We start from the raw sequence: 25,849 nt of genomic DNA, 5'->3' as shown, positions 1-25,849 counted from the left end.
TCATAATATAGCTAAACTTTAAGCTAAAAGTTAGTGGTTTAGGCTAACTTATAKTKAACAGAAAATAATGAGTTTCATTGGTTTCTTTTAAAATCAAAGTGTTAGGGTTGGCATGAAATCTGATATATTAAAAAGAAAGACTTTAAGTAACTAAGAGAGGTAACCATGTCTGGACAAGGTTCTGGTGGTAATGTAATTGCAGCGATTTGTAACGTCTTTTTCCCTGGCCTTGGTCAGTTGGTTCAAGGTCGTATATTGGCGGCTTTAATCTTCGCAATTGTTGTTGTAGGTGGATATGCACTGTGGTTTTTATTGGTTCCACCCGTGATTGCAGCCGTTTTCCATTTATGGGCTATTATTGATGCTGCTAAGTATACGCCGCCTAGGTATTAACGGTTATACCAAAAAGTATAACCAACCAGTCAGGCTGAACATACTCAGCACAGTAGACAGCACAACGGTAGCCGCAAGCGTTGCTTGTTGGCTGTCGAGTTGTCTAGCAACAAGATAGGCATTAACGCCCAAAGGAGAGGCACTCATTAAAGTCACTACCTGAACTTGTTGAGTTGCCAACCCTAAATAAGTGGCAAAGAGATAAACCAATCCCGGCAGTAGCATCAGTTTTACTGCACTTAGCCATATTGCACCGTGTAATTTACCTCGTACGCCATACTGTACCAAGCTCGCACCTAAAATAAATAACGCCCCAGGAATGGCGGGTTTTGCCAACCAACTAAAGCTTTCAAGTATTAAGCTTGGTAGTTTTAACCCAGCAACGTTTAATATCAAACCACCCGAAATACTTATCACTATTGGATTTAGCAGCAGGGGTTTGACAATATCCACCTTATTTTTGTGCCTTGCTGCCAGTAAAAATGTCATAAAAAACAGCATCGCACTATGGAATGTAATAATCATAAATACCATGGCAGCGGCTTGCTCACCGAGTGCCATTAAGATAATCGGTAATCCGACTAACACGGTATTAGAGTAGGTGCCACTTAATGCCAATGCTGCGCTGTCTGCTTTTGAACGATGTTGTGCCTTGAAAAGAAATAGGTATAAGCTTACATAAGTCAGAGCGACTGGAAGATAAAAGGATAATAACAATGAGCCCGTCGCGAGGCTTTCCAGATCTGCTTGCACCATACTGCTAAATAACAGCACAGGAATACATAAATTAAAGATAAAAGTACGCAAGCCATCAAGCTGATTGATGGCAATAAAGCCTATCTTTGCACTCAAAAACCCAGAAATAACGATAAAAATGAGAGGAAATAAGATCTCAACAGGCGACATGCGTTGACCAACAATCGAGTGGTTAAAAGGTAATTCTATCAATGAATGCTTAGCGGACGCTACTTAGGTATAATAAAACAAGGTGATTTAGTTAAGAAGTAAAGATGGAATACCAGTTTATTCGTGACCCACTTTCTGGGTTTCGAGCTCGCTTAAATGACGAGCATGCGTTGATAGGTCGGTGGCTGAGTGAGGAGCTTGCACATGAGTATATTGTCAGCCTGCTAACAGAGCTTGAAAACCTGCCAAATCGAAAAGAAGAGCTTGTGTTGGCTGGAAAAGAGATCCGCGCCACGTTCACGCCGCAAGAAGCATTATTTGAAAGCCACGCTTTGTTTCATGAAAGTGATGACATTGCGCAATACCAAGAAGACGCACTGGCTTTAGATGAGTCGGGTATGATGGCGGTGTGTGGCTATGAGGACTTTTTACCCATGTTGGTAGAGTGGGCTGAATTTACCAAAGCTAAATAAGTTCTGTGGGGTCTATTGATCTTGCAAGCTTGAGTTCAACAGCCCCTGAATTATAGAGATAGCTTATTTGGGCGTTCCATAGAGTTGCTCTGCTCTATTAAATAACACCCATGAAGTGAGTATATACTTATCATTAGAAACTGGAATGTTGCCTCTATGTGTATGTGTAAAATACCCTGGCGCTATCACCATAGAGCCTTTTACTGGGGCAATTTTACGCTGCTGATAATAAAACTCAGTCTCGCCACCTTCCTCGACATCGTTAAGGTAGAACATAAATAACAGCACTCGGTGTAAGGCTTCATTATGGTCATGTTGAGGGTAGACTTCGCTATGCCAATAGGGATAGCCGCCTTTATTTATTTGATAGCGCTGGGCTTGGATAGCACCCAAACGAAACAGCTGTTGAGCAAGGACCGGGAGTTGTGGCTTGCCGACTTCTTCAAAGTTATCCACAGTGAGGTCGACAGGCTCACCAGTTTTGGGGTGATACACTTTAAGTCCAAATGCACCGATGATCATAAAGAAATGTTCTTCAAGGTATTCAAATAAGTGCTTTGCCGTAACTTGTTGAATGTGCTGTAACTGTTTGGCATAGTCAGGGTAGGAATTTAAATAAAGGTCGTGACTGACTTTTTTACTCAAGTCGACACCACCAGACGTAGTCCCCTGTTTTAAATGTGGGCTTTGATCGAAGGTCTTTACGAATTCATCGCAAAAGTCTGAACTGAGTGCGTTATCGTAAACGCGAATAAAATCACTCATGTTTTTCCCTAGTTTTTATTGGAGTTATTATGCTGTCTGAAAAGCTTATGCCGCGTTTTTGTGATACAGACGTGCTTGGACATATCAACAATACCGTACTCCCAGTGTGGTTTGAAGCCGCGCGCACACCTATTTTCAAAATATTTACACCAGATTTAAATCCAAAAGAGTGGAAATTGATTGTTGCCAAAGTCGAAGTCACCTTCAAAGGGGAGCTGTTTTATGGTCAGGAAGTCGAAATAAAAACGGCTGTTGAACATATTGGCAACAGCTCATTTGTCATTTTGCAGCAGGCTTGGCAGCATGGAGAGTGCTGTGCTGAAGGTAAAACTATTATGGTGCGATATGACTTTGCGATTAAGCAATCTCAACCGCTGAGTCAGCAAGAGCGCGATGCGCTAGGTACTTTTATGGTTTCTGCGGTTTAAACTGATGACCAATAGCCGCTGAAATACAAGGTTTTACTGTATAAGTGAAACCATATTCTGCGGTGTTATCCGGCATGATCTCCAAGATCTCATAATCGTTTAATTCAACAATATTACTGCCTTTGCTGTGCTCGCAACGTGAGTTTCCGTCAGATTCAAAGCGAAAGATAAAGTAAGCCAATATTTGGTTAAGCACATCGTTATAGTTTTTGCCTTGCTCATGCAAATCTGGATTGGGATCGTTATTAATAGATACCGTTAACGACTCCGGCTCATCTGCAGTGGACTGTGCTTCATCTTGTCGCGGAGTATCGCCGCTCGTGTTGGCCACTTGAGGTTGAGTTTCCGGTGCTCCTTCGTTTTCTTCTGCAGAGCGCGATTCTTTCGCGTTGGCTTGGAAAGAAATCCCGGTCTCATCTACTTTGAAATCAGAAGAAAACTCAGTAAATGCGGTTGAAGCCCCGGATTTAGCGATGCCGAGCACCAAAAAAGCCAGTAAAACAAAACACATGATCAGCCTGATTATTGCTGTTGTCGCCGGATAGCGATAGTGACTCTGATGCCAAAAAGGCTTTATACGTAATGGTTTAAGTAAGAAAAGCACCACGACGTAGCACGTCATTAATAGTTGCGCGAGAATTAATAAAAAGGTGCTGGTAATAAAAAACCAAGTAGGTAACGACAGCAACACACTCAAATTATGTGTGTAAGGGAAGTTATCTGTGCTGACCCCAGTTAAATCGTTGATACGGCCATCAGCTTGAACTAATACAAAATTAGCGATAAAGGCGTAAAATAACAGTATCAGTGCTTTACCTGGTACACTTTCCCAAAAGATCATGATCCTTGGCCAGAATTCATAGCATAGCGCTGTTACTGTGGTTATTAATATCAAAAAAGCGATAAAGTGATTATCTTCAGGCTCACTTAAGCTGAACATGAAAATAACAAAGCTGACCAAATAATAGCGTTGAGCTATCGTTAGGCTTTGCCAAAATTGGCCGATGGAAAAGCGCAGTCTTGCTAGGTACGCGGTTAAGTTTTTTGGCGCGAGAAGTTGGTGCATAATAAATGAATTTGTAATTATTATGCACCAATAATAGAGACTTTTAGAAATTAAGACAACAAGGGCTTAAGGTACTTACCTGTATGCGAAGCCGCGAAGTCTGCCACCGTTTCAGGCGTACCTGAGACGAGTATTTGACCACCTCCAGCTCCTCCCTCTGGACCTAAGTCTACAATCCAGTCTGCGGTTTTGATGACATCTAGATTATGCTCGATAACCAACACCGTATTACCATGATCGCGCAGACGATGTAATACCGCGAGTAGCTGCTGAATATCATGGAAGTGCAGACCTGTGGTTGGCTCATCGAGGATGTAAAGTGTTTTACCGGTATCTCGTTTTGATAACTCACGAGCGAGCTTAACACGCTGCGCTTCACCACCGGACAAAGTTGTGGCGGCTTGCCCTAAGCGAATGTAGGAAAGGCCAACGTCCATTAAAGTTTGAAGTTTGCGATTGATAGCGGGAATTTTATCAAAAAATTCTCGAGCGTCCTCAACGGTCATTTCCAACACTTCGTGGATATTTTTACCTTTATACAGCACTTCTAGTGTTTCACGGTTATAGCGCTTACCAGTACAGACATCACAAGGAACGTAGACATCCGGTAGGAAGTGCATTTCTACTTTGATAACGCCATCGCCTTGGCAGGCCTCACAGCGACCACCCTTAACATTAAAACTAAAGCGGCCAACCTTATAACCGCGTGAACGCGATTCTTGTGTTCCTGCAAATAATTCGCGGATAGCAGTAAAGATCCCGGTGTAAGTTGCTGGGTTCGAACGTGGTGTGCGACCGATTGGACTTTGATCAATATCGATAACTTTATCGAAGTGATCTAGCCCATGAATTGACTCATATGGTGCAGCTTCTTGCGTTGTTGCACCGTTTAATTCCTGATGAGCAAGCTTGAATAGGGTGTCATTAATGAGGGTAGACTTACCTGAACCAGATACCCCTGTTATGCAAGTCATTAGACCAACTGGTACTTTTAAATCGACACTTTTTAGGTTGTTGCCCGTTGCGCCTTTAAGCTCAAGCCACTTGTCATCACATTGATGACGTTGCGTTGGAACGTCAATGCGTTTTTCGCCACTGAGATATTGCCCTGTTAATGAGTCTTTGCTTTGCATTATCTCATCGCGAGTTCCCTCTGCGACGACATAGCCACCGTGCACGCCGGCGCCTGGGCCTATATCTATGATGTGATCGGCTGCACGAATGGCATCTTCGTCGTGTTCTACCACAATCACGGTGTTGCCAAGATCTCTTAAGTGCGTGAGTGTTTTAAGTAAACGGTCGTTATCGCGTTGATGTAGACCAATTGAAGGCTCATCCAGTACGTACATTACCCCCACGAGACCGGCGCCAATTTGGCTGGCAAGACGGATCCGCTGAGCTTCACCGCCAGATAAAGTATCAGCACTACGCTCCAAAGAAAGGTAGTTTAGGCCAACATTGATCAAAAATGATAAACGGTCGCGGATCTCTTTGAGTATTTTGTCCGCAATATGCGCTTTTTGGCCAGTGAGTGCTAAGTCGATAAAAAATTGACTGGCTTCGCCGATACTCATCGTTGTTACGGTCGGCAGATTGGTCGAGCCGATAAATACATGGCGAGCTTCTTCACGCAGGCGTGAGCCATGGCAACTTGGACAAGCTTGGCTGGTTTGGTACTTGGCGAGCTCTTCTCTTACTGAACTTGACTCCGTTTCCCGATAACGGCGATTCATGTTGTTTAACACGCCTTCAAACTCGTGATTGCGGGTGATCAGATCGCCTCTGTCATTGCGATACTTAAACGCGATTTTAGTTTTGCCTGAGCCTTCTAATACCACTTTTTGAAATTTACTCGGCAGATCCTGAAATGGCGTTTCTAAGTCAAATCCATATTGCTCGGCAACTGAGCTTAGCATTTGAAAATAGTAAAAACTGCGTTTATCCCACCCTTTGATTGCACCGCCAGACAAGCTTAGTTCTGGGTTTTGCACTACACGTTTGGGATCAAAATACTGCTTTACCCCCAAACCATCACAGCTTTGGCACGCACCTGCTGGGTTATTGAAAGAAAACAATCGTGGTTCAAGTTCGCTCATGGCATAGCCACAAGTTGGACAGGCAAAGTTGGCCGAGAAGATCAGTTCGTCTGCGTCGCTATCATCCATATAGGCAATTTGCGCAATGCCATCAGCCAAATCAAGCGCGGTTTCAAAAGATTCGGCTAACCGTTGCTCAAGCCCTGCTTTAACTTTGAAACGATCCACCACGACTTCTATGGTATGTTTTTTCTGTAACTCTAGCGTTGGTGGATCTGAGAGATCGCATACCTCGCCATCGATACGTGCACGGATAAAACCTTGGCTCGCAAGCTCTTCTAATAGTTTTACGTGCTCACCTTTACGATTTTTCACCACCGGTGCAAGTAGCATGAGTTTGCTACCCTCGGGTAACGCAAGCACAGTATCAACCATTTGGCTGATAGTTTGTGCGGCTAACGGTAAATCATGCGTAGGGCATCTCGGTTCACCCACCCGGGCAAAGAGTAATCTTAAATAGTCGTATATTTCGGTAATGGTTCCCACGGTTGAGCGTGGGTTGTGAGAAGTCGACTTCTGCTCAATGGAAATTGCCGGAGATAAGCCCTCAATGTGGTCCACATCTGGTTTTTCCATCAGCGATAAAAACTGTCTCGCGTACGCAGACAAAGATTCAACGTAACGACGCTGACCTTCTGCGTACAAGGTGTCAAATGCTAAAGACGATTTCCCTGAGCCAGAAAGACCCGTGATCACTATCAACTTGTCTCTTGGAATAGTGAGTGAAATGTCTTTTAAATTGTGGGTGCGGGCACCCCTAACTTCTATTTTATCCATACGACCCTTGTGTTTTTTCGTGCGCTGTACTGAGTACGCGATACTAATCCACTAAATTGAAACCTGGATCAGTCAAAGCATGATGTGAAGTGAACAGATTACCGCATCCCGAATACAAAATTAAGTTATCTCTGCTAAACGAACTAAACTTATTAAACCGATCAACTTGGGATATTGATTTTGTATCGACTTTTATTGCTTATGGTGCTGCTTTGCCAAAACAGCTTCGCTTGTGAGCTGGTGGTGCGGTTTGAGAATTATGCGGCGCAGTCTAAATTAAATGACAACCTTGTTTGGCACGGTATGGACGTTGATTTCGCAAAAGCCTTGTTAGATGAAGCTGGGTGTAGTTATCGCTTCGTAAGTATTCCTTGGGGTCGGGCGCTGAAGCTATTAGAGGAGGGCGATATCGATCTTATTTTGAGTGTTACAAAAACACCAGTACGAGAACAGTTTGCCTATTTTATTGGTCCTCAACGAATGGAAACCATTGTTTTTGCAATGAATTCAGGCGAACCTCACCAGCTTGACTCACTTGAGTCGTTATTCCATCTGTCAAAGCCCATCGCTATTCAGCGTAATGCTTATTATGGTGAAGCATTTACAGCTCGTCTTGCGCGTCGTGTCGACAGTGAAACGCAATTTATCTATGTACCAGACAATCAGGTGAAACTGAATTTGCTCAAAAAGGGACGGATTGCAGGGTTTTTAGAAGAAAAATTCAACATCCTGTATCAAAATAAAAATAACCCTGATTTTGAAAAGTTTGCTATTAGTCCGTTGGTTATTAACGAAAGCCCAGTATATTTTGCTTTTAGCAAGGCACGCACAACGAGCGAGCGTTTGCAGCGGTTGAGTCAAGCATTTGAACGGGTAAAACGTAGCGGGAAGTTAGAGCAGATCACGGTTAAGTACGACGTTCATTAGCGTTTTTTCTTTCGGAGCAAGCCGCTCAAATTCATGATGTTAATAACCGCATTGCAAAGATCCGCTCGCGCTAGTGTAAGTTAAGAAAAGAGTTTGTTAAACTTGCGCGTGATTTTCGATAGTGATGAATACCGCCTTATGTCTAATGACTCTTTAAACCCGACAGAAAAGCGCGCCGCGATTTCTCTTGCTGGTGTTTTCGCTTTCCGCATGCTCGGTTTGTTCATGCTGATGCCTGTGTTGGCTGTTTATGGCCAATCTTTACAGGATGTTTCACCATTGTGGATTGGTTTGGCGATTGGTGCTTATGGTTTGACTCAAGCCGTGCTACAGATCCCTATGGGTTGGTTGTCTGATAAGTTCGGCCGTAAGCCAATTATTATAGGTGGTTTACTGGTGTTTGCCTTGGGGTCCGTTATTGCAGCCTTAGCGGATTCAATCTATTGGGTAACGTTTGGTCGAGCGCTACAGGGCATGGGTGCTATTGCAAGCGCTTTACTTGCACTTGCCGCAGATTTGAGCCGCGACGAGCAGCGTCCTAAAGTAATGGCGGTCATCGGCATGTGCATTGGTATGAGCTTTGCTGTGGCCATGTTATTAGGACCAATGATTGCGGCGTCTTTTGGTATCGCGGGAATTTTCTGGCTTACTGCAGTATTAGCGATTGTAGGTATTGCTATCATCACTTTTATGGTACCAAATGCGGTAAATAAAGCGCCAAAAGGCGACACAATTGCAAGCTTTGCAGATATTCGTCGCTTGGTTAAAAACCCACAGTTACTGAGACTTGATCTGGGTGTGTTGCTATTACATTTGACGTTGACTACGATTTTTGTAGCCTTGCCAGGTCAGTTAATCCGTGATGGCCTTGCTGCAGACAGACACTGGCAACTTTATATTCCAGTATTCTTACTCGCCTTCACTTTGATGGCACCGATGATGATAGTGGCGATCCGCAAACAAAAAGAAAAGCAGACATTCTTGCTGTCTATTGCAATGCTAGTGGTAAGCTCAGTTACCTTGTATTGTTTTGTAGATTCACTTTGGGTGATCGCAGCTGCTATGTTGGTCTATTTTATTGCCTTTAACTTTCTTGAAGCAACTATGCCTGCGCTGGTTTCTCGCATAGCTCCAGCAAATCAAAAAGGCTCGGCGATGGGAGTGTTTTCATCAGGCCAGTTTCTAGGTGCATTTATAGGCGGTGCTTTGGGTGGTATCTTGGCACAAAATTTTGCGGTCGATACGATATTTGCCGCAACGGCTATTATTGGGGTAATATGGTTTGTTATCGCTTGGGGTATGCAAGTGCCACCTAAGAGCAAAGCGATCAGCTTAGTTTCTGCTGTAGAAAATGAGCAACAGGCGACGGAATTAGCAGACCAACTGGTTTCATTACCTGGGGTACTTGAGGCCACGGTAGTAAGAGATGAGAATCGTAGCTACCTAAAAGTAGATGATAAAATTTTTGATTTGAAGCAAGCCAAGCAAGTGCTGGGCTTGTCATAGTGTGAGGAGACAATGCCATGGCACGTGGTGTTAATAAAGTAATTTTGGTAGGTAATCTGGGCCAAGATCCTGAAGTTCGCTATATGCCAAACGGTAACGGCGTGGCTAACATCAGCATTGCAACTACGGATAGCTGGAAAGATAAAAACACCGGTCAATTGCAAGAGCGCACAGAATGGCACCGCGTGGTGTTGTTTGGCAAACTTGCGGAAGTTGCAGGTGAGTATTTAAGAAAAGGCTCGCAGGTGTACATTGAAGGTCGTCTACAGACTCGTAAGTGGACAGATCAAAGCGGCCAAGAAAAGTATACAACGGAAATCGTTGTGGACATGGGTGGTCAAATGCAAATGCTAGGTGGCCGTGGCGAGCAGCAAAGTCAAGGTGGTGGCCAGTACCAAGGTGGTCAACAGCAGCAAAATAATTATGGCCAGCAAAGCTATAATCAAGCGCCTCAGCAGCAATATTCGCAGCCACAGCAAAGCCAGTCAAACCAACAGCAAGGTGGATTCGCACCACAGCAATCGCAACAGAATTCACAGCAGTCTTCTGGATTTGGCGGTCAGTCTCAAGGTGGTTTTGCACCACAACAGAACCAAAACAACGGTCAATCAGGCGGAAGCTCAAACCCTATGGAGCCGCCAATTGATTTTGATGATGATATTCCCTTCTGATCCGTACTAAAGAGTGGTATAGCGTCTAAGGAAACCCTAGCATTATGCTGGGGTTTTTGTTTTTTATTGGCTTACATTATCTCTAAGTAAGTTGCGATAAGTTGGCTTAGATGAAGCTTAACCTCATGTACGATCAATGAACTTAACGCATTTCTAGTTTTGGCTCAGTTGCTTAACCTTTCTGTACAATTTAAAGCCGCATTTTGCTTGAGTTTTGCATTATTTTGAACAACACTTCAGTTATCTTTTCACGCAATAAAAATATTATGCCAACTCAGCTGTTAGATGGATTTAGTCGTCAGTACCGAAAAAAGCTAGTCGCGGTAAGTTTGGCGGTGTTGTTGTGTTTAAATTTTCTTTTTAGTCATTTATTACACCTTCAGGTTCACACCCAAGGAGAGGAGGCTGCGGCTGAAATTACCCAGCTATCAACTGAAGCCTTTGCTGCGGGAGCAAGTGAAATAGCTACGAGGTATGGTTTTTCGTTGTTACCTGTTGCGAATGCAGAAGAACACCAATTTGCTGCGAATGACCAAACCGTTACCTTATATCATGAATCTATATGGATAAGTCATGGTTTCATATTGATATTTTTTAACTTGTTGTCAATTGGACTCGTGTTATTCGTACATCGGTGGTGGTTTTTATATGGTAAGGCGGCATATAGCTCAAATGAGCAAAAACCAGTGGCGTTGCCAGCTCCGCCTTCTGAAAGGCAATATGCGTTATTTGCTTTAGTCCATTGGCAGTGTAGCACGCCCAAAGAAGTTGACTTGCAACTACACTTTCAGCTTGCGCTGGTTAAAGGCGCTGGAGAGTTTGGGACGGTAGCGGTTAAATATCTTGCTTCGGGAGCACTAGCAGTGACAGTCAAGCAAGTAGGAGCGACTAAAGGTATGGATTTGACAAAGCAAATTCATGAAATCGTATACAGAGTGCTGCTAGAGTTTCGGGGGGATTTGTCACGCAGTAAAGTCAAGCTCGGCGCTTGTTTTTATCAGGAGAGTAAACAGCAAACACAGGTTTATCAAAGCGCTAAATCAGCGCTCTCAATCGCGCAAAATCAAGTGTGGCAACATACCCATTTAGTTCATCTTACAGAGTTATTGGCAAAACGTCTTAATGAAGACGGTGAGGCTTTGCTTAGTTACCTCAAAGTTGGGCAGTTTTCACTATTCTTCCAGCCGTTGTTCGACTTTTTAGCCGAAGATGTAATTGTAAGCGAAGCGCTATTGAGGATAACTCACAAAGAAATGGGGAGAATTTCGGCCAAGCAGGTGATGCAACACCTTTATACCCCAGAGCAATTTCAGTTTCTTGATAGAGCGATAGTGAAGCAGGTGTTGTCTGTTTATGAGCAGGAAAGGAATTTTGGTAAAGTAAGTATTAACTTACATATTTCGAGTTGGGTGGATAATCAGTTTATTGATTGGCTAGAGGGGCAGCTCATTGCGTCTCATAGTGGTGCGGCAATCGGGTTTGAACTTAGCATTGAAGAGGTCTACCAACATGGAGAGCGATTGTTGACCGCTTTTGATAGGTTGAACCGACTTGGGTGCGATATTTATTTGGATAACGTTACGCAGGCTCTGACGCTAGGGCGCTCACCGCTTGTCGAGTTGGTAAAAGCCATCAAACTCAGCTATGAGCTAGTGCACGGCATTGAAAAGTCTGCCTACCGTAAACGCACAGTAAAGCAAATCGTCGCTCAAGCGAGAAGCTTGGGTATCCCAGTGTATGCCGTGGGGATTGAAACCGTTGCTGAACTGAGTTGCATCAAAGGGCTTGGAGTAAAAGGGGCTCAAGGGCATTATTTCTCCGCACCATTACAACAACTCGCTGATATTCACTAAAATGCTAATCGCATGAGCTGATTAAGTCGACTTTTTGTTTTCCAAATATCTCAAGCCATCTAATCCTTGTAAACCGCCGGTATGGATTGCGGTGATCACACTGCCTTTTTTGAAGTATCCTTGTTTGGCCAAAGTGAAAATGGCGTAAAATAGTTTCCCCGTGTAAATAGGCTCAAGAGGCAAACGACATTTTACTTTCATTTCATGACAAAAGCTCAGCAATTCAGGTGTTGTCTTGGCGTAACCTCCGTGGTGAAAATTATGGAGTAGCTGCCATGGCGCGCAGCGCTGAGCTGTGATTAATTCATGTATCTCCTGTGCTAGGTATTCAGCACCTTTAAGTACCGTAACGCCTAAAACCTGCGTGTGGTTAGGTAGCCCCGAGGTTAGTCCTGCTATTGTGCCACCACTGCCCACGGCAGTCATGACATAATCACTTTGAGGCAAGGAATGCGCTAACTCTTCGACGCCTTGCAGTGCAAGTGCATTAGTGCCGCCTTCTGGTATGAGATAAGCATTATTAAACTTGGCTTGCAGAGTTTTAATGTATTCAGGTTGATTTCTTTGCCGATATTCGACTCGACTCACGGGATGAAGTGTAAGCCCGCAAGCGCTTGCCATTTTTAGCGTTGGATTGTGTAGGTCAATCTCTGGGCCTCTAACAATTAAGCGCCCTTTGATTGCGAAAAGTTTGCACGCCATGCTGGTAGCATATAAGTGATTGGAAAACGCCCCGCCAAAAGTGACTAACTCTCCAAGGCCTGCTTTCTTTAGGTGGAGAATGTTGTATTTTAACTTACGCCACTTGTTTCCTTGGATCACAGGATGGAGCAAATCATCACGCTTAACCAGCAAAGTCAAACCGTACTTATCCAATGTCGGGTGGTGAATAGTTTGAATTGGTGACTCGGCGATATTGGTGATGGTTTGCATGATGAAATTAGTCTGATATTTTGCGCTCTATAATAAATAACCCGAGCATTTCACTCCAGAGGTTACCACATATCTTTGATTGCCTATCTACTATTTTGGGCTCGAATTAGTAATACATCACAATGTTTGAGAAAAATAGGCAAAATCTCAGCTAAAAACTGGCAAGACGCTGGTTAATAGTTGTAAACTCAGATATTAATTGTGCAAAGCTTGTGTTTTACTTTGTAAGTACATAGCATAGAGCCCTAACTATAAGAAATAACAAGACCAAACAATTGCCGCTGTTGGGAATGGAACATATGCGAATTGCTCCTTTAACTTTTATTGTCTCGGCCTCGATCTTGGCCATGGGTACTGTTGCTCAAAGCGCTATGGCGCAAGATACTGCGACGGTCACTGCCATCGAGTCTGAATTGTCTAATAAGCAAAGTGAATTAGACAGATACTCGGTCGTTTTAGAAAAGCACCTAGCAGAGGAAACGCGTCTGCAGTCTCAACTTGAGTTATTGAGAAAACGTTCAGGTGAGTTAGATAAAGAAAAAAATCAGGCCTTAGATGCAATGAATGAGTTGTATCGTCGGCTAATTGATGATCCTTCCATTGATATTTCTTCTGCGCAAACGCGTTATCAGCAAGCGGTGGCAGATCACAAGCAGAATAAAGAAGACATTGCGATGCAAATTGCGGCGATTGCATCACAGCGTAAAGATATTGAGCAAGTCCGTGTAACTAAGCACACCTTAGTCAATACACTCGAAAACTTAAAAGATCAGCTTGGCACAGCGCGAGTAGAGCGACTACGTAATGAGTTTACTCGTGAAGGTACTTTAGAGGTAGACCACACGATTAACTGTAAGCGCACAGAAACCTTGGCGGCTTGTGAGCAGCGTGGTCAGCAAATGGGGCTTCAAAAAGCAACTAAGCGCTTTATTGATCAGATTTTTGCAAACCTAACCGAGAGCCGTGTTGTCGAGCCAAAACGCAATATGGCTGGCGCGCAGGTTCAAGTGATTAGCAGCCATGTTGTAAATAGTGGATTTAGTGGACAAGGCAACTACAACGTTAACCTCAGTGTGACGATGCGTGGTGATGTAAATAGCAGCCGCTTATGTAACTTGTTGAGCTTAGACAATCGTTATTGTGCTGAGTATGGCACTCCGCTTGCCGTAAATTACCAGTCTAACTACTCGAGCGTCTACAGTGATAATCAACTGACTTTTTCGGACGAGCAAAGTGAGCCAGTTGAAGTTGCGACTATTACAAAGCAGCCTGTCGTGGAGACCCCTCTTGTAAAAAAGTCACAAACGGCTGATAAAACAGTCGAGTTAACTTTAAGATCAAATGTTTACGACGACGAAGTATTTATTAATGGAGTCAGCTACGGCGCGACAAAAACGACAGTAGCAATTCCTGCCGGATTTTATGATGTTGAGATCCGTAAGTTAGGTTATGAACCTTATAAAGCACGCATTAACCTACGAGCTGCACAAACCATTAATGCGAAATTGGTGAAGAAACGCCAATCGATAACGTCTGTTGTAACGAAAAAGCCTGCGTCTGAAGCGCAACAAGCACAGGTGGTTGCTGTTGCAACTACCGAAAATGAGCTAGCTATTATCCCTGCTGGCACTTTTAAAATGGGAGATTTGACGGGTAATGGTCTACCAAATGAGCGTCCCATTGTTGAAAAAGTGTTGAGTCATTCATATGCCATGCAGAGCACTGAGGTTACAGTAGCGGCTTTTCGCCGTTTTGCACAAAGCACTGGATATAAAACCTTAGCCGAACAAGGTAAAGGCTGCGCATATTATAAAAATGGCGAACCGGTTTGGGAGCTTGAATATAATTGGGAAAACCCAGGTTACGAGCAATCAGATAATTTTCCCGTTGTTTGTGTTGCTTATGATGATGCCAAAGCGTATGCCAACTGGTTATCTGGCGAAAAAGGACAGCAATTTAGATTACCCAATGAAGTTGAATGGGAATATGCGGCGCGTGCAGGCACTGCATCTGAGTACCCATGGGGTAATGAAATCGGAAGAAACCTAGCTAATTGTGGTTGGTGTGGCAGTGAGTGGTCTAATAAAAGCCCTTCACCAGTTGCCCAATTCTCGCCCAATGGCTATGGCTTATATGATACTGTAGGAAATGTCTGGGAGTGGACGCAAAAGCGTGCTTCTCAGAACGATGTTACAGTGCGTGGTGGTGCATGGAATTTCGCGCCGAGTTTGGCTCGAGTGTCAACTCGCTTAGCGTTAGCGCCAGATTTTAGAGCGAATTATATAGGTTTTCGACTCGTTCGAGAGCGATAAGTAGTAAATTAAGAGCAGCAGGTGATGCTGCTTTGTTTGACAGAATTCTGAAAGGTCACCCAGCCTCATGTTTAAAAAATTACGCGGATTATTTTCTAACGATCTCTCTATCGATTTAGGGACGGCAAACACACTTATTTATGTAAAAGAAGAAGGCATCGTACTGAATGAGCCATCGGTAGTGGCAATTCGTCAGGAGCGAGCTGGTGGCCCAAAAAGTGTTGCATCAGTGGGTACTGCGGCTAAGCAAATGCTAGGCCGAACGCCGGGTAACATTAAAGCTATTCGCCCGATGAAAGATGGGGTGATTGCAGACTTCTATGTAACAGAAAAAATGTTACAGCACTTTATCAAACAGGTGCACAATAATAACTTTATGCGTCCAAGCCCTCGTGTACTTATCTGCGTACCTTGTGGTGCAACGCAAGTTGAAAAACGTGCAATCCGTGAATCCGCAATGGGCGCCGGTGCGCGTGAAGTGTACTTAATTGAAGAGCCTATGGCTGCTGCAATTGGTGCTGGCCTACCAGTATCTGAAGCGACGGGTTCAATGGTTGTTGATATTGGTGGCGGTACGACGGAAGTCGCGATTATCTCACTGAATGGTGTTGTTTACTCGTCTTCAGTACGTATCGGTGGTGATAAGTTTGATGAAGCGATTATCAACTATGTACGTCGTAACTTCGGAAGCCTAATTGGTGAGGCGACGGCTGAGCATATCAAACATGAAATAGGCTCTGCATTTAAGAGTGAAACGCCGATTGAGATTGAGGTTCGCGGACGTAACTTAGCTGAAGGGGTGCCACGCTCTTTCACACTCAACTCACATGAAATCTTAGAAGCCTTACAAGAACCTTTGATGGGAATTGTAAGTGCAGTAATGGTTGCGCTAGAGCAGTCGCCACCAGAGCTTGCCTCTGATATTTCTGCCCACGGCATGGTATTAACAGGTGGTGGCGCATTACTCAAAGACTTAGACCGTTTGTTGATGGAAGAAACTGGTATTCCAGTTGTGGTTGCCGATGATCCATTAACTTGTGTGGCAAGAGGTGGTGGTAAGGCGTTAGAGATGATAGACATGCACGGTGGTGACGTATTTAGTTACGACTGATGAATTTATTATTTGGCCGAACCGTACCTTTACAACTGCGACTTACTGTCGCAGTTGTGCTTAGTATTATTCTGATCATTGGTGACCGCTACACGGTTGGTGGGACTATGGTGCGAACCAGTTTAAATACTTTGGTCAGTCCGCTACTGTACGTCGCTAACCTTCCCTATGAAGCGTTCAACTTGGGCCTGAAAAGTCTCAATACCAGAGAAAAGCTGCAACAAGAAAACCAAGCACTCAGAGAAAAACAATTAATACAGAGTGAGCAATTGCAGCAACTGCAGTTTTTGCAAAAAGAAAATCAAGAATTGCGCGCTTTATTAGGTGCTTCGGCTAGGGAAACCAATCAACGTTTAATATCTCAAGTCTTGTCTGTTCATTCGAACCCTTATAGTCATCAGGTAGTGATTAATCGCGGCACTATTGATGGGATCAGCGAAGGGCAGGCTGTTATTGACGAAATGGGCATTGTTGGGCAGCTAACTCAAGTCGGTACAACGACCTCAAGAGTGCTGCTAATGACAGATACCACCCATGCGACACCGGTCAGAATATTGCGTAATGACGTTCGCACTGTGGTTGAGGGGACGGGTAAAATCAATAATGTTCGTCTTGCTCATGTACCGCATAGTATGGATATTCGCATTGGTGATGTGTTGGTCACTTCCGGGCTTGGTGGTACTTTCCCCGAAGGCTATCCGGTGGCTGTAGTTACTGAGATAGACAGAGACGAAGGTCTACCATTTGCACAAGTACAAGCAGAGCCAATTGCACAACTAGATCGCATTCGCTTACTCGTGGTATTAGGTAAACGTAGCCAAGAGGCAATTAATCATGAGTAAACATAGCAACTTATTGATTGCATTGAGTGTCTTTGTTGCGTTAATCATGGCGCTTATGCCATTGCCTTTTTCACTAGAGCCCTTTCGTCCTGACTGGGTATTATTGGTGTTGATGTACTGGTCTTTGGCCGTTCCTCACCGTGTGAATATTGGCTGGGCTTGGATGACTGGCCTGATAATAGATTTAGCGATGGGCGCGCCACTCGGGGTGAACTCGTTGACCTATTCCATTTGTATTTATATTACCGCCAGCAACTTTCAGAAAATTCGTAATTTCTCCATCTGGCAGCAAGCTGTGCTGATTGGGCTATTTCTCGCGCTCTATCATTTGTTACAATTTTGGCTTAATCATTTCTTGCTTGATATCTACTTTAACCCGCATTATCTGTGGCCTGCGGTTACGGGCATGGTGTGCTGGCTATGGATATTCCCACTGCTAAGAAAATATCGTAGACAGTTTAGGATCAGATAATGTCTATTTCTTTATATTTAGCTTCGGCTTCTCCGCGTCGCAAAGCGCTACTCTCTCAGCTTGGCTATTCGTTTGAGCAATTTAGTGTTGATGCTGATGAAAGTCCACTAGACGATGAAACCGCATTACAGCTTGTGGAGCGCTTAGCGCGTTTAAAAGCACAGTCTGGTGTGGCGCTAGGATATACCGACAGGCCGGTTCTTGGCAGTGATACTGTGGTCGTCATTGACGGGGAAGCACTTGGCAAGCCTCGTGATAAAGCGGATTTCAAAGCGATGATGCAGCGCCTTTCTGGTAATACACATCAGGTGATGACTGCGATTGCAATTGCAGATTCAAGCAAAGTACTGAGTGATGTGATTGTGACCAATGTGACTTTTAAAACGCTTAGCGAAACTGAGATAGAGGCCTATTGGGACACTAACGAGCCACAAGATAAAGCGGGTGGTTACGGGATCCAAGGGGTAGGTGGACGCTTTGTAACTGAGATCCAAGGTAGCTATTTTGCAGTTGTCGGCTTACCTTTATATGAGACAGACGAATTAATTCAACGGTTTTTAAAATAAATTATGAGTAGCGAACTACTAATCAATGTCACCCCAAGTGAAAGTCGCGTAGCCTTAATCGAAAATGGGGTGCTGCAAGAAGTTCAAGTTGAACGGATCGGTAACCTCGGCATCGTTGGTAATATTTATCTTGGCAAAGTAAGCCGAGTACTTCCCGGTATGCAGGCTGCTTTTGTCGACATCGGCTTGGAAAAAGCTGCGTTTCTACATGCGTCAGATATCGTGAACAGCGCTTCTATCGAAGAGGGGGTGGCCGAGTCCCCTGTTAAGAAAGTGCAGGATATTCGTGAGCTGGTTAAACAAGGTCAGTTTATTATGGTACAAGTGGTCAAAGATCCGCTTGGCACAAAAGGCGCTAGACTGACAACGGACATTACTATTCCTTCACGCTATTTGGTGTTTATGCCAGATGCTACGCACGTGGGAGTGAGTCAACGTATTGAAACCGAACAAGAGCGCGACCGATTAAAAGAAATCGTTGCACAATATAATGACGAAAACGGTGGTTTTATCGTTCGTACCGCTGCTGAAGGTGCTTCGGAGGCAGAGTTACAGCACGATGCTGAGTTTTTGAAAAAGCTGTGGCAAAAAATAGTGACTCGCCGCCGTAAAACGAGCAAAGCAAAAATCTTGCACGAGGATCTTACCTTAGCATTTCGCACCTTGCGTGATTATGTTGGTGAGGATATGGAGCGTATTCGTGTTGACTCAAAGTTAACCTACCAAGAGCTAAAGCTTTTCACTGAAGAGTTTGTTCCCCAACTCGCAAGTGCACTTGAGTATTACCCAGGTGAGCGTCCTATTTTTGACTTGTTTGATGTTGAAACTGAGATCCAAAAGGCACTACATCGAAAGGTTGAGTTAAAGTCTGGTGGCTACCTTATCATTGACCAAACAGAAGCAATGACAACGGTTGATGTCAATACTGGCGCGTTCGTTGGCCATCGTAACCTCGAAGAGACGATTTTTAATACCAATGTTGAAGCAACGTCAGCAATTGCGAGGCAACTAAGGTTACGAAACCTTGGTGGTATCATTATTATCGACTTTATTGACATGGTATCTGACGAGCATAAACGCCGAGTATTGCACTCTTTAGAAACTGCGTTGTCTAAAGACCGAGCGAAAGCGAATATCAATGGACTCTCTGCACTTGGTCTTGTGGAAATGACCCGCAAGCGCACGCGCGAAAGTCTAGAACATATTCTTTGTGATGTGTGTCCATCTTGCTCCGGTCGTGGCTCACTAAAGACAGTTGAAACCGTTTGCTATGAGATCCTACGGGAAATCGTGCGCGTGAATCGTGCTTATGATGCTGACAAGTTTATGGTTTATGCCTCGCCAGCGGTGAGCGAAGCCCTGATCAACGATGAGTATCATAATTTAGCTGAGCTTGAATTATTTATTGGTAAGCAGGTTAGCATTCAAACTGAGAGCTTATATAGCCAAGAGCAGTTTGACGTAGTAATGATGTAAAGGGTAGCTGTACATGCAGGCTAAGGCCGTCTGTTTTTTCTGCCTGCGTAAAGCGTGGCAAATCTTTGCGATCACTTTAGTGACACTCGCGGTGCTGGTGTCTGCGCTAAAGTACGCCTTGCCCTATGCAAATGATTATAGAAGTAACATCGAAGCGCTGATCCAAAAGCAACTGAATGTTGATATTAGTATTGGCCAGATCAGTGCGAGTTGGGAAGGTAATGGGCCCGCCCTAGTGTTGGAGTCGCTCTCTTTTAAAGATAATAAAGACTCGCCAATCTCCATTAATATTGCCAAAACCTCTTTGCAGCTCAATGTATTTGAGTCTGTACGACAAATGCAGATCGCATCTAACTATTTTGTACTGGAAGGGTTTGAAGCCGATATAGATCTGAGCAAGTTAAATGCGGCTCAAGACCAAGGTGCTTTTGAGCAGCAAGCATTAATTGAAAGCCTTTTTCTAGGTGATGTTGGGCATTTTGCGGTACAAAATAGTCGTCTTAATATCACCTTTGTCAGCGGTAAAACCCACAGTTTATTACTAAAAGACTTGGTGTGGCAAAACTCTAGCGCATTACATGAAGGTGTGGGAGAAATCGCATTACCTGGGTTCTCTCAAGGTCAGTTTAATGCTCGTCTTTCTTTATCAGGGCGAAAGCTACATGAACTTGCGGGGAATATCTATGTATCTGCGGATAAAGTTAATCCAGTCGATTGGCTAGAAGAGCTTATCACCTTAGCACACCCTGACCTTAAAGCTGACATCAATGCTCAGCTATGGTTGGGTTTCGAGCAAGGCACATTGCAAGATATCACAGTGGATATCAAACCCAGCACCTTGACTTGGCAAGAAGATGAAAATCAGCGCACGTTAGCATTAGACGATGCGCAATTTCTATTAAAGCCAGATCAGCAGGGATGGTGGGTGCAAAGTAGTGGTATCCAGTTTAGTCGCGATCAAGCATCGCTTGCTCCTATTTTATTTGAAGCGAAATGGTATAAAGATAACAAGACCTTTTGGCTAAAGGATGTTAACGCCAACTTTTTAGCTGAGTTAGCACAACTTGCTAAATTCCCTGGGCGAGATTTGTTGTATGGTATAAATCCCAATGGTCAATTGAGCGCAGCAAAATTCAGCCTAGGTACTGATAATGCTTTTGCCGCATGGGGAGTCATTGAAGAGATTGCTTTTGAGCCATTTCGAGGGATCCCAGGAATTTATGGTACCAGATTAGAGGTAAATGCGACTGATGAGCAAGTTAGGCTCAATTTAAGTGCTGAACAAACTGAACTGCTATCAAAAGAGACCTTCAAAGATAATATTAAGCTCCAGCAGCTCAGTGGCGATGTCTATATTCGCAATCAACAAGCACAAGGCTGGCAAGTTTCTAGTCCCAACTTTTGGCTTAGCAATCAAGATGTAGCGTTAGCCACAGAGTTTTCCTTGCAGTTATCTGATGACCCTCGGCTTGATTTATATGCGGAGCTACTCGGTGGGCGTGGAGAAATCGCCTCACAGTACTTTCCTGTCAGTATTATGCGTAAAAGCTTAGTCGATTATTTAGAAGCAGGGATCCAAGGTGGTCAGCACTTACAGACACAGGTCTTACTGAGCGGGCCGCTTTCACAATTTCCTTTCGCCGATAAGCAAGGTCAGTTTGAAGTTAAATCACGTTTGAATGAGGTTACTTTTGGTTTTGCACCAGATTGGCCTAGCGTTACTTCAGGTGATGTCACACTACACTTTGAAAATGAAAGAATGGATATTTACGCACACCGTGGTGAACTTGTTAATCAAAGTATTGATGAGGGTGTCATTGTGAGTATTGCGGATTTAAATCACGCTGATGTGCTGACTGTTGATATTAATCACACCACTGAAGCGAGCACGTTACAGCCTTTCTTTGCGGCAACACCGCTCGCAGATCCGCTCGCGAATATATTAGATATTGTTCAAGGTAAAGGTGATGCAAAAGGGGATGTGCAATTGGCCGTCGACCTAGACTCAGGAGCCGTACATGCTAAAGGTGACATCTACCTAGACAACAATCCTGTTTTCTTGGCAAAGCCTGGGATGCAATTACAGCAAGTGAAAGGTGTGGTTAGCTTCGATGATGACACTATCAAAGTGAATAATTTGTCTGCTAAGTGGTTGGACATGCCTTTGTCGTTGGACTTATCGGGAAGCGGAGATAAGCAAAGTTATCAAGTCACGACCAAGGTCAGCCTTGAAGCAGGGATAGAGCAATTGCAACCGCACGCAAATGGAATTATTGACGGCTACTTAGAAGGCAATAGCGTGCTGAGCACTGAGCTTATCCTTAATTTTGCCGAAACTGGATTTAACTATAAGGCTAAATTTGCGAGTGATTTACGGGGCATGGCAAGTCATTTACCCGATCAATTCGCTAAACCTGCTGATCAAGCTAAGCTGCTAAGCGGTACAGTATTAGGGGATGATATTTCGAATCTTGTTACGGCTAGCCTAGATAATCAATTGTATTTTAATGGCATCATTGAAAATGGATCCGGTGCGATGCGTAATGCACACCTGATAATTGGCAGTAAAGATGAAGGCTTAAATGCATCCGGTTTTGATATCACAATCAAACAGCAAGAAGTCGAGCTGCTGCCTTGGTTACCACTGATCAACCGTATTATCAAAGCGCCAAGTTCAGGTTCCGAAACTGCATTTCTACCAGCACTGAACCAGGTAAATGGCGCTTTCTCAAAAGTAACATTCTCAGAGATCCCTTTCCATGATGTTGACTTTACTATGGCTGCGATTGACGGCGCGATGCAGCTTAAAATCAATAGTAAAGAAATGCGCTCACAAGTGGCTATTCCAGCGTCAAACTCAAGTCGGCCTATTCACATTAACAGTGATTATTTACGTCTAAATTTACCTAAGGCAGAGCCGCAAGCACAAGATACGCTGGAAAGAGACATTCATTCTTTAGATTGGTTGTTGAGCTTACCTGCAACCGAATTTGTATGCAGTGACTGTAAAGTCGGTGAATATCAGTTAGATCAGGTTAATATGTCGTTGTTTGGAGATGGTAATAGACTCAATATCTCAGAGTTAGTGATTGACAAAAAAGATCATAAATTCAATGCCAGTGGCCGCTTTGAACAAGGTAAAACGACGCTAAGTGGTGCGTTAAACAGCGATGATTTTGGTGAACTAACGGATGAGTTTGATATTACTTCGACTATCAAAGACTCCCGCGCCAACATAGATTTTGCCCTCAATTGGCAAGGTGCGCCATACGAAATGGATTTACCTAGCCTGGGAGGTGAGTTGACTTGGCGCTTAGGTGAAGGTCATTTGGCGGAAATAAGTGATAAAGGGGCACGCGTCTTTTCGCTACTGAGTTTGGACTCTTTGATCAGAAAGTTGCGTTTGGACTTTAGAGATGTGTTTTCTAAAGGCTTTTTCTATAACAGTATGAGTGGATCGGTAAAACTAACGAATGGTATTGCGATCACGGAAGACTCAAAGCTTGATGGTGTGCCAGCTGATTTAACGATACGTGGCTATGCTGACCTCAATACTCATGAAATTAATTACGATTTAGCCGTCGCACCACAAGTCACTTCGAGTTTACCTGTGATTATGGCATGGGCGGTGAACCCTGTGACGGGGTTAGCTGCGCTGGCATTAGATAAGGTTATCCACTCCGCGCGAGTGATCTCTGAGATTAATTTTAAAATCACCGGAACGATGCAAGAGCCAGTGGTTACCGAGGTTGATCGTAAGAGTAAAGAAATTGAGTTACCTAAACCGGTTGTGCCTCCTAGTGACGGGGCTATGCCAGATGGAGCTGATGAGAATACCAGTAAAGAAGCACCTGCATTGAGCTCAGAATCACAACCAAGTGCTACACTTAAGCAAAGTGAGCAACCTCTTGTGTCGCAAAATAAGGAAAGTGGTAATGGCTAAGGTGATTGCGTTGCCAATGTGCTCGGCTAAAGCACCCCAAACAAATATAGGTTACCTTAAAAGCCAGCTGGCTAAGTTAGTGGTTGAAGAACCAACCTTAGTCTGCTTACCTGAAACTTGGCTGGCATTTTGCGACAATGCGCAACAGACTTGGGAATACGCGCAGCATAATGAAGCACTGCTCCAAGAACTCTCAGCGCTGTGTCAACAACATAACATTTGGTTGGCGGCAGGTACCATCGCGATACCAAGTCAGAACGATAAATATCTGGCTGCGAGTTACTTATTTAATGCGAGTGGCGAAATCGTAGCACGCTATAATAAGATCCATCTGTTTGACGCCGATGTGAGTGACAAAACTAAACAATATCGAGAGTCTGAGCGAACAGAGTCAGGACAGGATGTCGTGGTAGTGGATAGTCCATTTGGCAGAATTGGATTAAGCGTGTGTTATGATCTGCGCTTTCCTGGTTTGTTCCAAATGATGAGAGCGAAGGGAGCTGAGCTATTTTTAGTCCCGAGTGCTTTTACCTGTGCAACGGGCAAGGCACACTGGCAGCCATTATTACAGGCAAGGGCGATAGAAAACCAATGCTATGTAGTTGCAGCCGCGCAAGTAGGTTGTCATGAAAATGGCCGAGAAACCTACGGACACAGTTTAATTGTATCGCCTTGGGGTGAAGTCTTAATTGACTCTGGTGCGAGTTTAGAACCCATTTCACAGCAGCTAGATAGCGCGTTTCTTGATTCGATCCGGCAAAAAATGCCGGTTGCGGATCATAACCGATTTAAAAGTGAGTTTTTATGAGTAATGTAGAGCAGAATTTACTGACCAATAGCCAGCTGACACGTGAGCAATTATCACAAACTCTCGAGTATATTCATCAGCACAAAGTAAATTATGCCGATCTGTACTTTCAATCAAGCTACCACGAAACTTGGGTGTTGGAGGATGGCATAGTCAAAGACGGCAGCTACAACATCGAACGTGGTGTTGGTGTGCGTGCCGTGAGTGGTGAGAAGACTGGCTTTAGTTATTCTGATGCCATCAATATTGAAGCGTTAACCAAAGCTGCAGAAGCTGCACGTAGCATTGCGCAAGCTGGCGAAAGCAGTGAAGTCCAAGTATTTAGCGATGTAAAAGCTCCCATTCAGTTTCAACCAGCACAGCCAATTACCAGTATGAGTGATGCGGATAAAGTGGCTTTACTAAGAGAGATTGAACAATGCATTCGCGATTTAGCGCCTGAGGCTCAGCAAGTGGTCAGTTCGCTGTCGGCGGTATATGAAGAAGTGTTAATTGCCGCAAGCGACGGCACATTTGCAACCGACATTCGACCGCTAATACGCTTAAATTGCTCGGTACTCCTTGAGAAAAATGGTCGCAGAGAGCGTGGCAGTGCCGGTGGTGGTGCGCGTTTAGACTATGGTTACTTTAAAGAGTTAGTAGACGGTGCACCGAGATGGGTGCAGTTTGCCAAAGAAGCTGTGCGCCAAGCACGCGTGAATCTTGAGGCCATAGATGCTCCAGCAGGTGCGATGCCTGTGGTACTGGGTTCTGGTTGGCCGGGGGTGTTGTTACACGAAGCTGTTGGGCATGGCCTAGAAGGTGATTTTAACCGTAAAGGTGCTTCTGCATTCAGTGGTAAAATAGGTGAACAAGTCGCTTCGAGTCTTTGTACTGTGGTGGATGATGGCACGATAGCCGACCGTCGCGGCTCTTTGAATGTGGACGATGAAGGTACGCCTGCGGCATACAACGTACTGATTGAAAATGGTATTTTGAAAGGCTATATGCAAGACAAGCAAAACGCGAGCTTAATGGGCGTGGCGCCTACAGGTAATGCGCGTCGTGAGTCTTATGCCCATTTACCGATGCCAAGAATGACAAATACCTACATGCTTGCGGGTGAGCACAGTCAAGAAGAGATCATTCGTAGCGTAGATAAAGGTATTTTTGCTAGTAACTTTGGCGGTGGTCAAGTGGATATCACCTCCGGCAAATTTGTATTCTCAGCGTCTGAAGCCTACTTAATTGAGAATGGTAAGATAACCCAACCAATTAAAGGCGCAACGCTTATTGGCAATGGCCCAGAGGTGATGAAAAAGGTCTCGATGGTAGGCAATGACCTTGCGCTTGATAGAGGCGTTGGGGTATGTGGTAAAGATGGTCAAAGCGTCCCTGTGGGAGTAGGCCAACCGAGTTTGAAGATTGATGAAATTACTGTCGGTGGTACAGCGTAATACTACCTACGCAAACTATTGATAAGCAAAAAGTAATAAGCAAAAGGCGCATCAGCGCCTTTTTATGTTGTATCAGAGCCACAACACTG

General features: G+C 44.2%; 21 protein-coding genes. 16 read left to right on the top strand and 5 right to left on the bottom strand.

The annotated features are described in order from the left end of the window. Positions 1 to 165 precede the first annotated feature (165 nt). A complete protein-coding gene (locus tag L1D50_RS04280; protein ID WP_010376621.1) occupies positions 166 to 393 on the top strand; it encodes a hypothetical protein in 228 nt (75 codons plus the stop codon). A gap of 3 nt (positions 394 to 396) precedes the next feature. On the opposite strand, the gene L1D50_RS04275 is transcribed toward L1D50_RS04280, so the two are convergent. Continuing rightward, entirely contained in the window at positions 397 to 1,341 is a 945-nt protein-coding gene (locus L1D50_RS04275) for an AEC family transporter (RefSeq protein WP_235956581.1), read from the bottom strand. Between the two features lie 62 nt (positions 1,342 to 1,403). Here L1D50_RS04275 and L1D50_RS04270 point away from each other — a divergent pair, with 62 nt between their 5' ends. Continuing rightward, a complete protein-coding gene (locus L1D50_RS04270; RefSeq protein ID WP_239965596.1) occupies positions 1,404 to 1,772 on the top strand; it encodes a YacL family protein in 369 nt (122 codons plus the stop codon). A gap of 63 nt (positions 1,773 to 1,835) precedes the next feature. Here L1D50_RS04270 and L1D50_RS04265 read toward each other — a convergent pair whose 3' ends face one another. Continuing rightward, the gene (locus L1D50_RS04265; protein WP_088531994.1) at positions 1,836 to 2,537 is read right to left on the bottom strand and encodes a 2OG-Fe(II) oxygenase; all 702 of its coding nucleotides are present in this window, start codon (positions 2,535 to 2,537) and stop codon (positions 1,836 to 1,838) included. A gap of 29 nt (positions 2,538 to 2,566) precedes the next feature. On the opposite strand from L1D50_RS04265, the gene L1D50_RS04260 reads away from it, so the two are divergent. Next, positions 2,567 to 2,965, top strand: a complete 399-nt coding sequence (locus tag L1D50_RS04260; RefSeq protein ID WP_239965595.1) for a thioesterase family protein — start codon at positions 2,567 to 2,569, stop codon at positions 2,963 to 2,965. On the opposite strand, the gene L1D50_RS04255 is transcribed toward L1D50_RS04260, so the two are convergent. Continuing rightward, on the bottom strand, positions 2,946 to 4,031 hold the full coding sequence (locus L1D50_RS04255) for a hypothetical protein (protein WP_239965594.1): 1,086 nt from the start codon (positions 4,029 to 4,031) through the stop codon (positions 2,946 to 2,948). The genes L1D50_RS04260 and L1D50_RS04255 overlap by 20 nt on opposite strands. 50 nt (positions 4,032 to 4,081) lie before the next feature. Further along, complete coding sequence (gene uvrA / locus L1D50_RS04250; RefSeq protein WP_239965593.1) at positions 4,082 to 6,904, bottom strand: excinuclease ABC subunit UvrA; 2,823 nt, start codon at positions 6,902 to 6,904, stop codon at positions 4,082 to 4,084. A gap of 180 nt (positions 6,905 to 7,084) precedes the next feature. On the opposite strand from uvrA, the gene L1D50_RS04245 reads away from it, so the two are divergent. From L1D50_RS04245 to L1D50_RS04230, 4 genes are all read left to right on the top strand, one after another. After that, positions 7,085 to 7,831: a transporter substrate-binding domain-containing protein gene (locus L1D50_RS04245; RefSeq protein WP_128727562.1), complete on the top strand. Its 747-nt coding sequence runs from the start codon at positions 7,085 to 7,087 to the stop codon at positions 7,829 to 7,831. Between the two features lie 138 nt (positions 7,832 to 7,969). Further along, positions 7,970 to 9,337 carry an MFS transporter gene (locus tag L1D50_RS04240; RefSeq protein WP_239965592.1) on the top strand — a complete coding sequence of 456 codons (1,368 nt, stop codon included), beginning with the start codon at positions 7,970 to 7,972 and terminating at the stop codon, positions 9,335 to 9,337. A 17-nt stretch (positions 9,338 to 9,354) separates the two neighbouring features. Next, a complete protein-coding gene (gene ssb / locus L1D50_RS04235; RefSeq protein ID WP_128727564.1) occupies positions 9,355 to 10,008 on the top strand; it encodes a single-stranded DNA-binding protein in 654 nt (217 codons plus the stop codon). 266 nt (positions 10,009 to 10,274) lie between these two features. Further along, the gene (locus tag L1D50_RS04230; RefSeq protein ID WP_128727565.1) at positions 10,275 to 11,861 is read left to right on the top strand and encodes an EAL domain-containing protein; all 1,587 of its coding nucleotides are present in this window, start codon (positions 10,275 to 10,277) and stop codon (positions 11,859 to 11,861) included. Between the two features lie 21 nt (positions 11,862 to 11,882). Here the strand turns inward: L1D50_RS04230 and L1D50_RS04225 are convergent, their stop codons facing one another. Further along, positions 11,883 to 12,794 carry a pyridoxal-phosphate dependent enzyme gene (locus L1D50_RS04225; protein ID WP_128727566.1) on the bottom strand — a complete coding sequence of 304 codons (912 nt, stop codon included), beginning with the start codon at positions 12,792 to 12,794 and terminating at the stop codon, positions 11,883 to 11,885. A 299-nt stretch (positions 12,795 to 13,093) separates the two neighbouring features. On the opposite strand from L1D50_RS04225, the gene L1D50_RS04220 reads away from it, so the two are divergent. The 9 genes from L1D50_RS04220 to tldD all read left to right on the top strand — a co-directional run bounded on the left by L1D50_RS04220 (position 13,094) and on the right by tldD (position 25,760). Further along, positions 13,094 to 15,106 (top strand): formylglycine-generating enzyme family protein, encoded by a 2,013-nt coding sequence (locus L1D50_RS04220; protein ID WP_138521443.1) that lies wholly within the window; start codon positions 13,094 to 13,096, stop codon positions 15,104 to 15,106. A 67-nt stretch (positions 15,107 to 15,173) separates the two neighbouring features. Then, positions 15,174 to 16,217, top strand: a complete 1,044-nt coding sequence (locus tag L1D50_RS04215; protein ID WP_010376642.1) for a rod shape-determining protein — start codon at positions 15,174 to 15,176, stop codon at positions 16,215 to 16,217. Then, positions 16,217 to 17,059, top strand: a complete 843-nt coding sequence (gene mreC / locus L1D50_RS04210) for a rod shape-determining protein MreC (RefSeq protein ID WP_128727568.1) — start codon at positions 16,217 to 16,219, stop codon at positions 17,057 to 17,059. Before L1D50_RS04215 ends, mreC begins: the two co-directional genes overlap by 1 nt. Next, positions 17,049 to 17,531 carry a rod shape-determining protein MreD gene (gene mreD, locus L1D50_RS04205; protein WP_026001073.1) on the top strand — a complete coding sequence of 161 codons (483 nt, stop codon included), beginning with the start codon at positions 17,049 to 17,051 and terminating at the stop codon, positions 17,529 to 17,531. The genes mreC and mreD overlap by 11 nt, the downstream gene beginning before the upstream one ends. Continuing rightward, the gene (locus tag L1D50_RS04200) at positions 17,531 to 18,097 is read left to right on the top strand and encodes a Maf family protein (RefSeq protein WP_138521441.1); all 567 of its coding nucleotides are present in this window, start codon (positions 17,531 to 17,533) and stop codon (positions 18,095 to 18,097) included. Before mreD ends, L1D50_RS04200 begins: the two co-directional genes overlap by 1 nt. Positions 18,098 to 18,100: 3 nt before the next feature. After that, positions 18,101 to 19,573 (top strand): ribonuclease G, encoded by a 1,473-nt coding sequence (gene rng, locus L1D50_RS04195; protein ID WP_010376650.1) that lies wholly within the window; start codon positions 18,101 to 18,103, stop codon positions 19,571 to 19,573. 13 nt (positions 19,574 to 19,586) lie between these two features. Next, positions 19,587 to 23,516 (top strand): YhdP family protein, encoded by a 3,930-nt coding sequence (locus L1D50_RS04190; protein WP_239965591.1) that lies wholly within the window; start codon positions 19,587 to 19,589, stop codon positions 23,514 to 23,516. Next, positions 23,509 to 24,324 carry a carbon-nitrogen hydrolase family protein gene (locus L1D50_RS04185; RefSeq protein ID WP_128727571.1) on the top strand — a complete coding sequence of 272 codons (816 nt, stop codon included), beginning with the start codon at positions 23,509 to 23,511 and terminating at the stop codon, positions 24,322 to 24,324. Before L1D50_RS04190 ends, L1D50_RS04185 begins: the two co-directional genes overlap by 8 nt. After that, positions 24,321 to 25,760, top strand: coding sequence for a metalloprotease TldD (gene tldD, locus L1D50_RS04180; RefSeq protein WP_239965590.1), 1,440 nt, complete (start codon positions 24,321 to 24,323; stop codon positions 25,758 to 25,760). Before L1D50_RS04185 ends, tldD begins: the two co-directional genes overlap by 4 nt. Positions 25,761 to 25,849 lie beyond the last annotated feature (89 nt).

The sequence above is a fragment of the Pseudoalteromonas sp. Isolate6 genome, from assembly GCF_022398435.1.
Lineage (GTDB): Bacteria > Pseudomonadota > Gammaproteobacteria > Enterobacterales > Alteromonadaceae > Pseudoalteromonas > Pseudoalteromonas galatheae.
Note: the sequence above shows the minus strand (reverse complement) of the source record. Positions and strands in the feature narration are given on the sequence as shown.

Bases quoted from the DNA above. Each gene is read 5' to 3' on its own strand.
- L1D50_RS04280 (WP_010376621.1), top strand. From the start codon at position 166: ATGTCTGGACAAGGTTCTGGTGGTAATGTAATTGCAGCGATTTGTAAC.
- L1D50_RS04270 (WP_239965596.1), top strand. From the start codon at position 1,404: ATGGAATACCAGTTTATTCGTGACCCACTTTCTGGGTTTCGAGCTCGC.
- L1D50_RS04265 (WP_088531994.1), bottom strand. From the start codon at position 2,537: ATGAGTGATTTTATTCGCGTTTACGATAACGCACTCAGTTCAGACTTT.
- L1D50_RS04260 (WP_239965595.1), top strand. From the start codon at position 2,567: ATGCTGTCTGAAAAGCTTATGCCGCGTTTTTGTGATACAGACGTGCTT.
- L1D50_RS04255 (WP_239965594.1), bottom strand. From the start codon at position 4,031: ATGCACCAACTTCTCGCGCCAAAAAACTTAACCGCGTACCTAGCAAGA.
- uvrA (WP_239965593.1), bottom strand. From the start codon at position 6,904: ATGGATAAAATAGAAGTTAGGGGTGCCCGCACCCACAATTTAAAAGAC.
- L1D50_RS04240 (WP_239965592.1), top strand. From the start codon at position 7,970: ATGTCTAATGACTCTTTAAACCCGACAGAAAAGCGCGCCGCGATTTCT.
- ssb (WP_128727564.1), top strand. From the start codon at position 9,355: ATGGCACGTGGTGTTAATAAAGTAATTTTGGTAGGTAATCTGGGCCAA.
- L1D50_RS04230 (WP_128727565.1), top strand. From the start codon at position 10,275: ATGCCAACTCAGCTGTTAGATGGATTTAGTCGTCAGTACCGAAAAAAG.
- L1D50_RS04225 (WP_128727566.1), bottom strand. From the start codon at position 12,794: ATGCAAACCATCACCAATATCGCCGAGTCACCAATTCAAACTATTCAC.
- L1D50_RS04220 (WP_138521443.1), top strand. From the start codon at position 13,094: ATGCGAATTGCTCCTTTAACTTTTATTGTCTCGGCCTCGATCTTGGCC.
- L1D50_RS04215 (WP_010376642.1), top strand. From the start codon at position 15,174: ATGTTTAAAAAATTACGCGGATTATTTTCTAACGATCTCTCTATCGAT.
- mreC (WP_128727568.1), top strand. From the start codon at position 16,217: ATGAATTTATTATTTGGCCGAACCGTACCTTTACAACTGCGACTTACT.
- L1D50_RS04200 (WP_138521441.1), top strand. From the start codon at position 17,531: ATGTCTATTTCTTTATATTTAGCTTCGGCTTCTCCGCGTCGCAAAGCG.
- rng (WP_010376650.1), top strand. From the start codon at position 18,101: ATGAGTAGCGAACTACTAATCAATGTCACCCCAAGTGAAAGTCGCGTA.
- L1D50_RS04190 (WP_239965591.1), top strand. From the start codon at position 19,587: ATGCAGGCTAAGGCCGTCTGTTTTTTCTGCCTGCGTAAAGCGTGGCAA.
- L1D50_RS04185 (WP_128727571.1), top strand. From the start codon at position 23,509: ATGGCTAAGGTGATTGCGTTGCCAATGTGCTCGGCTAAAGCACCCCAA.
- tldD (WP_239965590.1), top strand. From the start codon at position 24,321: ATGAGTAATGTAGAGCAGAATTTACTGACCAATAGCCAGCTGACACGT.